This is a genomic window from Cellulophaga sp. 3_MG-2023 (assembly GCF_030546975.1).
GTDB lineage: Bacteria > Bacteroidota > Bacteroidia > Flavobacteriales > Flavobacteriaceae > Cellulophaga.
In genome coordinates this window covers 1-16,612 of the sequence record NZ_JAUOPS010000011.1, presented here as the reverse complement: position 1 = coordinate 16,612, position 16,612 = coordinate 1, and the positions used below count along the sequence as shown (strand labels likewise).

Genomic DNA, 16,612 nt, shown 5'->3' with positions numbered 1-16,612 from the left:
CAATCGCTAGTAGGTAGAGGAGTACCACCAATAGAATCACAATCATCTAAAGGATTTGTACCATCTGTAACTTCTTGACCGTCATTAACACCATCATTATCAGAATCAGGATTATTAGGATCAGTACCTAATGAAACTTCATCATTATCATTTATTCCATCACCATCAGTATCTACAGATATAGTAACTACACCAGTACCGCTGTTTCCAGCAGAATCAGTTGCAACAATATCTATAACATCCTCATCTGTCAATACAGGAAGAGAACCATTAATTGGCGATTGCGTTTCAGTATCTAAACTCCAATTTCCACTAGCATCTGTAGTAACAGCATATGTAACATCAAATACATTATCACCATTAGTGTCTAGTTCAATAATAAGGTCTTCATTAGGATCTCCTTGACCTGTTAAAACAGGAGTAATATCTATTGTACTAAAACTGTCTACAGTTGGATTTGTAAGATCAATCACTGCAGTATCCGTAACACTATCAGAACCTACATTACCAGCGACATCAGTAATGTTTGCTGTTAAAACAATTGTACCTGTATCACCTGGGTTTGCAATTACAACATCTATATATCCATTGGTAATATCAGTTGTTGTCAAGACCACTTCTTGTGAATTTCCATTACCATCGGTTATAGTTACCGTATCACCAGCTACAGCATCAGCAGGTAGCGTCACTACAGCATCAATATCACCAACCAATTCATCTTCACTAATCAAACCATCATTATTGGTATCTTCGGTAATTTCTACGGTCGGAGCCAATGGATCTGTAAGATCCAACATTGCAGTATCCGTAGCACTATCTGGACCAACGTTTCCGGCAACATCCGTAATATTAGCTGTTAAAACAATAGTACCTGCATCTCCAGGATTTACGATTATTACATCAATAGATCCGTTCGTTATATTGGTTGCGGTCAAAATCACATCTTGTGAATTTCCATTACCATCGGTTATGGTTACCGTATCACTAGCTACAGCATCAGCAGGTAGTGTTACACGTGCATCAATATCACCAACCAATTCATCTTCACTGATTAAACCATCGTTATTGGTATCTTCAGTAATTTCTACGGTCGGAGCCAATGGATCTGTAAGATCAAGCACTGCAGTATCCGTAGCACTATCAGAACCAACGTTTCCGGCAACATCCGTGATGTTCGCTGTTATAACAATAGTACCTGCATCTCCAGGATTTGCGATTACAATATCTATATATCCATTCGTAATATCAGCGGCAGTCAAGATTACATCTTGTGAGTTACCATTACCGTCTGTAATAGTCACCGTATCACCGGCAAATGTTTGAGCAGGTAGCGTTACACGCGCATCGATATCACCAACCAATTCATCTTCACTGATCAAACCATCATTATTGGTGTCTTCCGTAATTTCTACGGTCGGAGCCAATGGATCTGTAAGATCCAACACAGCAGTATCCGTAGCACTATCTGGACCAACATTTCCGGCAACATCCGTGATGTTCGCTGTTATAACAATAGTACCTGCATCTCCAGGATTTGCGATTATTACATCAATAGATCCGTTAGTTATATCGGTTGCGGTCAAAATCACATCTTGTGAATTTCCATTACCATCGGTTATGGTTACCGTATTACCAGCTACAGCATCAGCAGGTAGCGTTACACGAGCATCGATATCACCAATTAGTTCATCTTCACTGATCAAGCCATCATTATTGGTGTCTTCCACTATTTCTACCGTTGGCGCAGTTGGATCTGTAAGATCCAACATTGCAGTATCCATAGCACTATCAGGACCAACATTACCGGCAACATCCGTGATGTTCGCTGTTATAACAATAGTACCTGCATCTCCAGGATTTGCGATTATTACATCAATAGATCCGTTCGTTATATCGGTTGCGGTCAAAATCACATCTTGTGAATTTCCATTACCATCGGTAATAGTTACCGTATCACCGGCAAATGTTTGAGCAGGTAGTGTTACACGAGCATCGATATCACCAATTAGTTCATCTTCACTAATCAAACCATCATTATTGGTGTCTTCCGTAATTTCTACGGTCGGAGCCAATGGGTCAGTAAGATCTAACACTGCAGTATCCGTAGCACTATCTGGACCAACGTTTCCTGCAACATCCGTAATGTTCGCTGTTAAAACAACAGTACCTGTATCTCCAGGATTTACGATTATTACATCAATAGATCCGTTCGTTATATCGGTTGCGGTCAAAATCACATCTTGTGAATTTCCATTACCATCGGTAATAGTTACCGTATCACCAGTTACAGCATCAGCAGGTAGCGTTACACGAGCATCGATATCACCAATTAGTTCATCTTCACTGATCAAGCCATCATTATTAGTGTCTTCCACTATTTCTACCGTTGGCGCAGTTGGATCAGTCAAATCAAGCACCGCAGTATCCGTAGCACTGTCTGGACCAACATTCCCGGCGACATCCGTTAAATTCGCAGTTACAACTATAGTATTTCCATCACCAGGATTGGCGATTACAACATCTATAAATCCATTAGCAACATCTGTGGCAGTCAAGACCACGTCTTGTGAATTACCATTACCGTCAGTTACAGTTACAATATCTCCTTCAAAAGTTTGACCTACTAAAGTTACACGAGCATCAATATCGCCTACCAATTCATTTTCACTGATTAAACCATCATTATTGGTGTCTTCCGTAATTTCTACTGTTGGCGCGCTAGGATCGGTAAGATCAAGTAATGCTGTATCAGTATTACTATTAGGTCCTACATTACCAGCTACATCTGTTACGTTGGCAGTTACGTTAATAGTACCACCATCTCCCGGATTAGGAATTACAACAATAATAAATCCGTTGGTAGCATCTGCTGCCGTAAGTATAACATCTTGAGAGCCTCCATTACCATCCGTTACGGTCACAGTATCTCCTGCTGCTATATTGCTTGGAAGTGATACAGAAGCTTGAATATCAACATTTAATTCATCTTCATTAATTAACTCATCATTATTACTATCATCTACAATAATTACTGTAGGAGCACCAGGGTCTGTAAGATCCAGCACTGCTGTATCTGTAGCACTATTTGGACCAACATTACCGGCAACGTCCGTAAGATTTGCGGTTACCACAATGGTACCCATATCTCCAGGATTGGCAATTACAACATCTACATATCCATCTGATATATTTGTCGCCGTAAGTATTATATCTTGTGAATTACCATTACCATCAGTTACCGTAACCGTGTCACCGGCAACAGCATCAACAGGTAATGTTACACGAGCATCAAGATCACCAAAAAGTTCATCTTCGTTTATTAATCCGTCGTTATCAACATCTTCAGAGATAACTATTGTTGGCGCTAAAGGAGCCGTGGTATCCAATACTGCTGTATCTGTAGCACTATCAGGACCAACATTGCCTGCAATGTCAGTTAAGTTAGCTGTTAATACAATAGAACCGTTTTCACCTGGATTGATGATGACCACATTTATAGTACCCGTTGCAATATCTGTTGCAGTAAGTATTATATTTTGTGAATTACCATTACCATCGGTTACCGTAACCGTATCACCAGCAACCGCTCCTGCAGGTAGTGTTACCACAGCATCTAAGTCACCTACTAATTCATCTCCATTTATTAATTCATCATTATTGACATCTTCCGTAATTTCTATTGTAGGAGCCAATGGATCTGTAAGATCTAATACCGCAGTATCCGTAGCACTATCAGGACCAACATTACCGGCAGCATCCGTAAGATTTGCGGTTACCACAATGGTACCCATATCTCCAGGATTTGCAATAACTACATCAACATATCCATCTGATATATTTGTTGCCGTAAGTATTACATCTTGTGAGTTACCATTACCATCAGTAACGGTCACAGTATCTCCTGCAACTGCATCAACAGGTAGTGTTACACGAGCATCAAGATCACCAACAAGCTCATCTTCGTTTATTAATCCGTCATTATTTGTGTCTTCAGAAATAACTACTGTTGGCGCTAAAGGAGCCGTGGTATCTAGTACAGCTGTATCTGTAGCACTATCTACACTAGTATTGCCAGCTACATCTGTAATATTAGCTGTTACCACGATGTTACCATTCTCACCAGGGTTGGCAACTATAACAGTGATATCGCCATTAGTAATATCAGTTGCAGTAAGTACCACATCTTGTGAATAACCATTACCATCCGTAATGGTAACCGTATCACCAGCAACGGCATCGGCAGGTAGCGTAACTACGGCATTAATTGGTCCGGTTAGTTCATCATCACTAATTAGACCATCATTATTGGTATCTTCAGTAATCTCAACTGTTGGAGCCGTTGGAGCCGTTGTATCTATGGTCAACTCTAAAGTAGTAATATCAACAGCACTATTACCTGCTGCATCTGTACTGGTTACCACAACTTCATTTGTACCGTTTACATTTGGAGCAAAAGTTCCGCTTTCTGGAGTTTCAACTTCAGTATCTAAAGTCCAATTACCAGAGGCATCGGTAACAATAGTATAAATTGCACCGCCAACTTCTATTTCTAAAGTAGAATTTGCTTCTGCAGTACCTGTAATAACAGGTGTTATGTCATTTGTAATTTGACTTTCTACAGTAGGAATCACAGGGTCTGTAGTATCAATTGTCAACTCTAAAGTTGTAACATCATCAGTACTATTACCAGCAGCATCTGTACTTGTAACGGCTACTTCATTTGTTCCATTTACATTTGGTGTAAATGAACCACTATCTGCGATAGCTGTTTCCGTATCAATTGTCCAGTTGCCAGAAGCATCTGCTGTCGTTGTATATGTTGCACCCGCAACTACTACAGTTACCGTAGAATTTGCTTCTGCAGTACCCGTAATAACAGGTGTAGTGTCATTCGTAATTTGACTATCAACAGTAGGTACCGCAGGCGGAGTTACATCTACCGTAAGCAAAGCACTATTAGAAGTTAACGGCGAACATACAAAGCTAGTCTCTGTAATTATCACTCTATATTCATAACCCTGTTGTGTTGTTGTTATACCTGTTAAAGTCAATGTTTCTGTAATACTACCTGAATAAATATCAGTTGCATTTGCATCGTCAATATCAACAAAACCACCACCGGATTGGTCATCTACTTGCCATTGATACATTAAATCTGTACCTGTAGCGGTTACCGTAAATGTTTCTGGAGCGCTTCCGTTTGTTAATACATCTTGAGGTTGTTCTGCTGCTGTTGCTATTGTTGGTACAACGCCAGGTTGCTGAAAGTCATATTGAGAATTACTTGCACTATCTTCATTATTTGGAGTTGTATAACCGTCTACAACAGTAGTACCTGTTACGATACCATTTGCATCGACAACTGTAGCACCATCGCCCAATATTCCGTCTGCATTAGAATCAGTAAATCCAGCTTCAATAACATCGTTACATAAATCGCCATCTGCATCCAACTCAAGGAAATCAAAGATTCCATCAGGAGTAGTTTCAGAATCTGATACCGTATAACTTACGGCACCACTATTCTGCTGACCACTTGCCTGTACCGTATCTGGAACACCATCCGTACCTACCGCACCATCTACAACACCAGCTGTAAAGGCTTGATCACTTCCTGATTCTACAACATCATAAATACCATCATTATCCGTATCTAAATCAAAGTGGTTAGGAACACCATCACCATCGGTATCAAAAATATCCACAATACCATCACCGTTGGCATCAACACCTAAATCAGTATCATTATAATTCAATATTCCATCAGAATCATCATCAGCACTAGGATCAGTTCCAGAAGTTTCAACCGTATCTAAAATACCATCGTTATCATCATCTAAATCAATAGAATCCGCTATACCATCCAAATCATTATCATCAATACCAACTTCACGGTAATCAACTTCCGGGGTTGTTGTTTTCGAAATATTTGGTAAATCTGAGGCTCCATTATCTTGATCATCATTCGTATCAAAAAGAGCACCTGAAGTATCTACATCATCATAATCATCTAAAAGACCATCACCATCATTATCTAAGTTATTTGATGCCAAAGTGAAACCTGCCTCAATCCTATCGGTTAAACCATCTTCATCTGAATCTAAATCTAAATAATCTGGAATACCGTCAAGGTCAGTATCTATAGCTGTTAAACCTTCGTTACCCGTACCTTCATATGGATTTCCTAAACCATCTGTGTCGCTATCAGCTGTTCCTCTAGGAATGTATGATGAAGTAAGTTGCGCCTCTACATTATCTGGAATACCATCATTATCAGAGTCAATATCTAAATGATCTTCTATACCGTCATTGTCACTATCTATACCTTGGTAAATAGTATATACAGGAGCTGTTCCAGGTCCAGAAGCAGTAGCTGCAGAACCATCAGTATTATTAGAAGACGTAGTATTTGTTGGAGTGAATAACCCGTTAATATCACAAGTTTGAAACAATACAGAACCTAAATAATTATTAGGAGAAGACGTTAGTAATTCACCACTAAATGTTATATCTAAGTTTGTAGTCTCATAAAAGTTGAAATATGCAGCAAGTTTAGCACCAAAATCTACTCCTGCCCACGTTTGTGGAGGACCTTGAAAAGTAGCTGTACCTGTAGCTAAATTTTCTGAAACTGTAAGTAATGAGTTGCTATCTATAGCATACAGTCCAGGTCTTGTTAAGGTAACACTTTCTCTTGTGTTGGCACCATCAATATCATAAATAACACCACCAAACCTTATAAGATTAACTTGAAAATTTGTTCCTGTTGCAACTAAACGTACATTAAAAGACATACCTCCTGTAGCACCAGTAGTACCACCAATTGTAAAGTTTGGTTGCCAAGCGTTTTCACTACCAGAAGCATTATCATCAATAGAGACCAAAGTTGCATTATCAATATCCGTAATTCTAACAATAGCATCTAAAACACCTAACGATGAAGTAACCACCGTTGAAAATCTATATTCTGCATTTACGGTACCTTCACCTGAACCTGTAGCAGGTATATAGGTGCCACCAATAAATGAACCAGCAGGTATGCCACAAGCATCACCTTTTGTATCTGTAGGTTGAAAACCTAATGATTCTACATAATCTAAAATACCATCATTATCGTTATCAATATCATCTTTGTTATCAACCCCATCACCATCTGTATCAATTGGATCTAAATGCACATTTGCATCTCTAAAATCTACCTCACTTGTAAAAGGATCTTGAGTATTTAAGAAAGTTGTAACATCTTGATTATTATTTGTAGCTCCGTTTGAATCAGCGATACCATTTGGTGCCGATATACTTAAATCAAAAGCATCATCTAAACCATCATTATCAGCATCTGTGCCTGAAGGCGTAACATCTGCTGCTAAATCATCATTATAATCATAAACCTCTGTAGTATCATCTAAACCATCATTATCAGAATCTGTATCTCTGTAATCAGGTTTATCCGTTCCATCTGAATTTGTTGGTTCATTAATAGATTCTCCAGATCCTGCAGGTGCAACCTCGTAATTATCGGCTAAACCATTTCCATCAGAATCCGAAGATGGAAAAAGATGACCTGAAGTTGACTGCCATTCAATATTATCAATGATACCGTCAGCATCACTATCCAAATCTAAATAATCAGGACGACCATCTAAATCTGTATCTTCTGGTGAAACTGTTAAGCTTCCGCCATTATCCACATCAAAAGCATCATCTATACCATCATTATCAGAATCATTACCTGATAGTTGTACTAGAGCAGCATCTGTCTGTGCTTCTACTAAATCTCTAATACCATCATTATCAGAATCAATATCTAAATAATCAGGACCAGATGTACCATCAGAATTTACAGGAACTGCTGTTACGCCTGCACCATCTACACCGCCATCTTCTAAAACATCTGGAATACCGTTGGTACCCACACCACTTTCAGAACTATCTATAAATCCATTACCATTGGTATCTAAACTTCCATTGCCTGTTTCAACAAGATCCGGAATACCATCATTATCACTATCTAAGTCTAAATTATTTGGAACACCATCACCATCAAAATCACCAGTACCCTCTACTGAATCTGGAATACCATCATTGTCATCATCTTCATCACACGCATCTGGCAATGCATCGCCATCTGCATTTATAGCATCATCAAAACCTTCACATGCATCTAAAGAATTTTGTACACCGTCACCATCACAATCACTAGTTGGTAGAGGAGTACCACCTATAGATTCACAATCATTTAATGGGTCTGTACCATCTGTATCTTCTTGACCATCACTAATACCATCACCATCTGAATCAGGATTATAAGGATCTGTACCATTGGTAACTTCAGTTCCATTTATAATTGAATCACCATCACAATCTGCCGCCGCCCAAATTGGGTTTGTGGCATCATAACCAGTATAACCTACAGCTTGTACTGGGTCACAAGGATTTAACGGATCAGTGTCAATATCATCCGGAACTCCGTCACCATCAGTATCTGTGCTATATGGATCTGTACCATTAGTTACTTCTGTACCATTAATAACTCCATCGTTATCACAATCGGCAGCTGCCCAAATAGCATTACTGGCATCATAGCCTGTGTAACCAGGGGCTTGTACGGGATCACAAGGATTTAACGGATCATTGTCCACATCATCTTGAATTCCGTCACCATCAGTATCTGTATTATATGGGTCTGTACCGAAAGTATCTTCCGTACCATTGGTAACATTATCACCATCACAATCTGCCGCCGCCCAAATGGCATTGCTGGCATCATAACCTGTATAGCCTGCTACTTGTGCAGGATCACAAGGATCTAACGGGTCAGTATCCGTATTATCCGGAACACCATCACCATCGGTATCTGTACTATAAGGATCTGTACCGTTGGTTACTTCAGTACTATTTATTACTCCGTCACCATCACAATCGGCAGCTGCCCAAATAGCATTGCTAGCATCATAACCAGTGTAACCTGCTGCTTGTACTGGGTCACAAGGATCTAGTGCATCTGAATCTGTATTATCTGGAACACCATCGCCATCGGTATCTGTATTGTAAGGATCCGTACCGTTAGTAGCTTCGGTACCATTGGTAACTCCATCGCCATCACAATCTGCCGCTGCCCAAATAGCATTACTAGCATCATAACCAGTATAACCTGCTGTTTGTACCGGATCACAAGGATCTAACGGATCCGCATCTGTATTATCAGGAACACCATCACCATCTGTATCTGAACTATAAGGATCAGTACCATTTGTATTTTCCGTACCGTTAATAACACCATCATTATCACAATCTGCCGCTGCCCAAATAGCATTGCCGGCATCATAACCAGTGTAACCTGCAGCTTGTACCGGATCACAAGGATCTAACGCATCTGTATCCGTATTATCAGGAACACCATCACCATCAGTATCTACATTGTAAGGGTCAGTACCGTTGGTAGCTTCTGTACCATTGGTAACTCCGTCACCATCACAATCTGCTGCTGCCCAAATAGCATTACTGGCATCATAACCAGTATAACCTGCTGCTTGTACAGGATCACAAGGATCTAACGCATCTGCATCTGTATTATCAGGCACACCATCACCATCGGTATCCGTGCTATATGGATCTGTACCATTAGTAGCTTCTGTACCATTGGTAACTCCGTCACCATCACAATCTGCCGCTGCCCAAATAGCATTGCTGGCATCATAACCAGTATAGCCTGCTGCTTGTACTGGGGCACAAGGATCTAGTGCATCACTGTCAACGTCATCTTGAACACCATCACCATCTGTATCATTATTAAAAGGGTCTGTACCATTGGTAACCTCTGTACCATTATCTACATTATCAGCATCACAATCCTCCGCTGCCCAAACTGCATAATTTTCATCAGCTGGAGCACGAACCGTTGGTACGGTAACCTCACAAGGATCAGATGGATCTGTACCATTGGTTACTTCAAATCCATTGGTTTCTCCATCACCATCACAGTCTAAATCATTCCAGCTTGCTTCTGCGTTAGTAGGAACTTGATTTGTACTATATACACAAGGATCTAACGGATCTGTATCTGTTGCATCTGGATCACCATCACCATCATCATCTAAATCACAAATACCCACTAAACCGTCACCATCTAAATCTGTATCTACCGCAGTCACAGCGTTTACATCACCTGTATTATATGCAGCTGCAGCTACTAATCCGTTTGCTAATATTTTTCCTGAACCATCACCAACAGTTGCAGTATCGGCATCATCATATTCAGAACCATCGCCATTATCGGCAGTACTACTTTCATATGCTTCGTTAGCATCTGAACAGGTATCACCATCACTATCTACATTAAGAAAATCTGGAGTACCAGCTGTTGTTTCTGTAGCAACTGTACCTGTACCAGCTGTATTAGGAATACCTTCAGCACTTATTGCTCCATCTGCAATACCATTACCATCTGCATCTGTACCGCCTGATTCTACAACATCGTAAATTCCATCATTATCACTATCTAAATCAAGCGTATTTGCTACACCATCATTATCATTATCACAATCTAAAACCGATCTAAAGGCAAAACCTTCATTTACGTGATTAGCACTTGAATTTATAGTACCATCTGCAAAATAACCAATATCCATAGGAAAAGTTATGCCTGTACTGGTATCTATCAATAAAGACCATTGCGAATCTGGTACAAGTCTGGATAAACCTGCAGCATCTGGAGCCACTTGAAAAGGAGTACCTGATGTTATCACAGCACCATTACCTAAATCTGTTTCGCCAAGCGGATCTGACAATACTGCCGTACCACCACCTGGCCAAGTAATAATAACCGTCTTATCTGCATTTTGAATATTACCTACGGCACTATTAGGCTCATAAGAAGAAACTCTAATTGCATTTTGCACTGCATTTACAGGCTCTTGTAACGTAAGCGTCATTTCTACAGTTGGATCCGTACCTTGGTTCCATCTTACTTGTAAACCATTATCGGCAGAACCGGTTTTATCTAAAATATTATATTCGGTAGATGTGATCGTAAACTGTTGACTTACTCCATTACCATTATTATATTCTCCTGTTAATAATAACGTATCATCTCCTGATAAAATTGAGCCTTTTGCTGGCGTACATTCTAAATCATTTACTATACCATCATTATCATTATCTTCATCACAAGCGTCACCTACACCGTCACCATCCGCATCATTATATAACGGATGATTTGGGGAGCATTCAGAACATTCATCAGCTTGTAGTAAATTATTAACAGAAGTTCCTATACCTTGAGAAACTCCTCCAGGAATACCTGCAGCATTTACTGTTGCTGTTAGTCTAAAACTACCATCTAAGTCTCCATAATCATAATTTGCATCGCCTTCTAAAGCATCTGGACAACCATCATTATCACTGTCGGAATCTAAATGATCATAAATACCATCATTATCTGTATCTATGTACAGTGAGCATAATGTGTTTACTCTCCAACCAATATTATCTGCATTAGCATTTTCTGATTGTGCGATAACAATTCTATTGATTCCTTTATCTATATTAAATCTAAAATTAGCTTCTTGGGCACCTCCTCCAATAATGGCCGCAACAGCATCTCCAGTAACAGGATCATAAGATGCTCCTGAACCAACGGTGCCTGTTGTAGAATATATATCTGCTGTAAATTCTACTTGAACGGAGCCATTATAAAATTTAATATTCTGACTTTCATTATAGCTGCCAGAGGCATTCCTTGCCAAACTCCTAACATTAAATTCTGTAGATAGTATCAGTTCTGAAAATATAATTTCAGTAGTTGTACCTGTAATATTAGAATTTGAGTTACGAGTCTGCATATCTACTTGAACACTACCATCTGTATAGTTAGGGTTTCCTGCAGGGAATGTTCCTGTTCCTATAGTTGTTGTAGCAACTGCAGTTATATCATTATCAAAATCTTTAATGTAAGCTATTAAATCACCATCATTGCTGTTTAAAGCAATTGTATTGTACGATGCATCTGTAAAGTGAATATTGTTAGTAGGAACTAAACCACAGTCTTTATTAAATTCATCAACATCTAAAATACCATCATTATCATCATCATCATCACAACCGTTTGGTATTCCATCTAAGTCTGTATCTAAAGTATCATCAAAACCTTCACAAACATCAGAGGTATCAGGTACACCATCATTATCATCATCTAGGTTTTCTATAGTAATTACTTCTGAAGTATCATCTACAGAAGAATTTGAATCTGTTTCATCTTGTGTATTAGAAATAGTATTGGTAACACTTATTGAAGAAATTGGCGCATTTATATCATCTGCTACGGCAACAATAACTAAAGATTGTTTTTCACCCTTAACCATATTACCCACACTCCATTCTGGATCTGACCAACTGCCTTTTGTTGGGGTTGCACTTACTAAACTTAGGCCTGCAGGTAGTGCATCGGTGATAACTAAATTATTAGTGTCATCTAAACCTAAACTCTCTACAGTAATTGTAAATGTTACTGTTTCTCCTTCTGATATAGTAGATTTATCAGCTGTTTTATTAATAAATATATCTGGATTACAGTAAAATACTTGAATTACGTTAGAGTTGTAATCGCATCCACTTTTAGAGACACTCACATAATGTTCTCCAATTTCAGTAGGAGTATAACTTCCTGTGGTAGCTCCAGGTATGGCCACACCATCATTATACCATTGGTAGGTGTCAAAATTTTCTGTAAGTGTAATAGTACTTCCTAAACATCCAGAACCTGAAATGGAGTAATCTACTACGGGTACGGTGTCAAAACCAGAAAAGTATCCGCCAGTTCCTAGTGCACCACTAAAACCAACAACTCCAACAGCAATTGCTCCTGAAGATTGCACATAAATATTACCGGTTAAACCAGGTATATAAAAACTTTTCCAAGGTAAGCCTGTTGCTGGTATAGCAGCAGGTAGTGTTACAGGAACACCATCAGCAGTTACAACAATATTAGCATCAGGAGTACTATTTGAAGCTAGAATGGTTAACCCACCAGATATGGTTTTTCCGGCTAAATCTTCAATGGTACTTATATTATTCACATTATCTGGAAGCAAGCAATTAACAGGAGCTATAAAATTCATTCCAATAGTTGCTCCAGAAGTACTACCTGCCAAACATTGGTACGCATACACATTTTTAGATGCTGTTACCGTCATATTATTACCTGCTGTACTACCTGAATAATTTGATCCAGGAATAACAAAGTATTCTCCGTCATTTATAGTTGCAATAGGAGTTGTTGATCCATTTACAAAAATGTCAGTACCACTAGCTGTTCCAATTATAATTGGAAATTCTAAGGAATCTGAACCACCACCTCTAACAAAAACGTATTCCCTACCAATAATATCTATAGGCACTGGTTGGTCTGTTCCGCCATCTTGTATATTAGATCCTGGAGTAACACCAAGTAATATATGACCTGTACTAATAGCAATATCTTTATCTGATATAATATCTGCACCTAACCATCCATATCTATTGGCATCGCCATTATTTCCTAGAGCTTCTAAGACATAAGATTCTCCTTTGTTTAAAGTAACTGTAATTGTATCATCTGTTAAGCCTGTAGCATTATTTCCTAATCTAAAAACGCAATCAGGATCATAGTCTGAAATGGTAACTGTTGTATTATCTTCGGTAGCCATTATACCTAAGGCTGCATTAAAAATGCTGCGGTCATGAAGAAAAGGAATACCACCCCATTTAAAATGGGTTCCTAAGGCCGCCCGTCCTTTTGAGGTTAAAGAAACTCCCTGAGAATTACTACTTCCTCTATAATTTGCATAAAATTTTTGTCCTCCTGGTGCCTCTAAACGTAAACCTGCTGTACTATTAACAGTACCCACTTCATCTTCAGTTAATAATGTTATGCCGTTCTGATTTATAGGTAAAGAATAAGTGTAAGGATTTGTATTTGAAACTGATACTGTTGCTGCTGGAGTTGCTGATGTACCTATGTAAATATTAATGTTAAAGGGTATTACTTCCGGAGTAGAGAGGTATACCGACTGAGCCGAAATATAAGCTGTTCTTGTCGATGTTAGTGGCGGCATATAATGCAAGTCACTCAATTGCCCATAACTATTAGCTATTAAAAGAAAACAAAAAAGTTTAAGGGTAAATAAAATTCTTTTAGACATTTGGAGGTATATGTGAAATTAATTTGTTTTTAATATATCCTTGAAGTAATTCCAAATATCTTTTTTGAAATTGCTTAACAAGATTATTAAAGGTTTTTATGTGGTTCGAATTTGAACGTTAATTTTATGAAGACAATAATTGATTTTAGTCTAAATAAAAGAATAATAAGTAGAGTTATTCCTAAAAAATAAGTAAATTAAATATGGGGTTTTTCATAATGGGGTTTTTCATAATGGGGTTTTTAATGGTTGTAGTAAAAATACTGCTTATAATAATATTTTAATAATAAATTTTGTTTTTTTATTTAGATAGTTTATTATTATTCAATATGTTAACTTAAATAAAAAAACTACGTGTTATAGGTTTTTGTTGTGTGTTTCTATGGTTTTGCATACGAAAGTCTTTTTTTTGTATGTTAAGCTTACTTTTATCTTAATACACTTAGTAGTTAACGTTTGATAATAAAGTAATTATTGTAATCCTTTTTAAGTGTGATATGAGTATTAAAGTGTTGCATCTTGTATCAGAATATTAACACTTGTTCATATGCTTGAATCTTGTTTTTTATAAAAAGTAAACCTCAATAAAAATAGTATCAAACTAATTTTTTGAAAAGACACTTAAGCTAGATAATACAGTAGAATTTTCTACTTACTTATGGATAGTGAGTTTTCAACGTTTATGGTAATTTCATCAATGCGTTGGTTGTTTAGTATGATTACCAATGAAGAAGTAAAAGTAAACCCAATAGAGATAGAGAAGCAGTTAACAGACTTTATTTTTAAAGGAATAGAAAATAAGTAAATAGTTTATTATTTATGTAACAAAAAAGAGGAAGTTTTAGCTTCCTCTTTTTTGTTTCTATAGGACGTTTTATTGTTTAGTTTTGTACTACAATAAACTCAGATCTTCTGTTTTTTTGGTGTTCTTCTTCAGAGCATTTGCTGTTAGAGTCACAATTGTTTGTAAGCTCTGACTCACCAAACCCTTTACCAGAAACACGCTCAGGAGCAATACCATTATCTAGTAAGTATTTTACAGTTTCTTTAGCTCTTCTGTTAGATAGGGCTAAGTTATACTCAGTAGTAGCTCTGGCATCTGTATGTGAACGAACCTCAATAACCACCTCTGGGTATTCTTTAAGGTATGCAAACACTTGTTGCATAGTAATTTGTCCGTCAATTCTAATAAATGATTTATCAAGGTCAAAATAAATAGGATCTAGTTTTAAGTACTTTGTTAAGTCGGTCCCAATAGGCGCAGCTCTTTTAATAGGATTTAATTTTACAATAACAGGTTTTAATTCTTTATTGCGTTCCATAGTAAAAGAGGTCGTACCATTTTCAAACTCAATTTTTTGTCCCAGTAGGGTATAGGTATCATCCCAACAAATATCATTTAATGTAAAGTTTCCTTTTTTATCAGCTCTAGTTTCAAAGACTAAGTTATTTTCTTTGTCTTTTACTTGTACCGCAGCATCTGCAATACTAGCGCCTGTTTTAAGGTTTACCACAGTACCCGTAATGGTATTGTAACAATTAAGATTTAACTCTTTGGTTTGTATAAAGCTATAAATATCATCATACCCTTTACCACCATCACGGTTAGAGGCAAAGAATCCTTTTTGAGTGTCTTCATCAAAAATTAAAGAGAAATCATCTTGTTTACTGTTTACTGGTTTACCTATGTTTAGAATATAAGAATCATTAAAATTGTTGGTAATTTGTGTTGCAAAAATATCTAAACCGCCCAAACCAGGGTGCCCATCAGAGGCAAAATACAAGATGTTGTTTTTAGAAACAAAAGGAAATGTTTCTCTAGATTCTGTGTTAATTTTATTGCCAAGATTACGAGGTGCAGAAAAAGTGCCATCGGCAATAATATCTACCACATAAAGGTCAGACATTCCACGCGTACCAGGCATATCAGAGGCAAAGTATAGTTTAGTTTCATCAGGCGATAGGGCAGGGTGTGCTACAGAAAAATCATCACCATTAAAAGGCAATTCTGTAATTTTTTTCCACTCATCATTTACCTTAGTAGCTCTATATAATTTAAGTCTACTAACCCCATCTTTATCACGTGCAAATCTCCCGTTATCAGAATTATTTCTGGTAAAATACATGGTATTGCCATCTTTAGTAAAAATAGCAGAAGATTCATGTGTTTTTTTATTTAGTTTACGGTCTAATTTACCTGCATTAAAAGGAGTTCCTTCTTCATTAATTTGTGCAGCATACAGGTTTAAAAAGGGTTGGTTGTTCCACTGGTGAATAGAATTACGCACAGTACCAGTATCTCTAGCTGAAGAGAATACTAGTTTGTTATTATAATAAGCCGGAGAAAACTCAGATACACTAGAGTTTATCTCTAGGTTTTTTAGATTGTAACGCCCAGAGTTTTTTTCAATTACTTGTAAATAATTGGTGTT

Annotated in this window: 3 protein-coding genes; 1 reads left to right on the top strand and 2 read right to left on the bottom strand. The window is 37.7% G+C overall.

The window, feature by feature from the left end; all coding sequences use genetic code 11:
• Positions 1-14,180, bottom strand: a 14,180-nt coding sequence (locus Q4487_RS16940; protein ID WP_303571922.1) for an Ig-like domain-containing protein, incomplete at its 3' end; no start/stop codon positions are given.
• A 658-nt stretch (positions 14,181-14,838) separates the two neighbouring features.
• On the opposite strand from Q4487_RS16940, the gene Q4487_RS16935 reads away from it, so the two are divergent.
• Entirely contained in the window at positions 14,839-14,985 is a 147-nt protein-coding gene (locus tag Q4487_RS16935) for a hypothetical protein (protein ID WP_303545743.1), read from the top strand.
• Positions 14,986-15,061: 76 nt separating this feature from the next.
• Here Q4487_RS16935 and Q4487_RS16930 read toward each other — a convergent pair.
• On the bottom strand, positions 15,062-16,612 hold a 1,551-nt coding region (locus Q4487_RS16930; RefSeq protein ID WP_303571921.1), incomplete at its 5' end, for an OmpA family protein.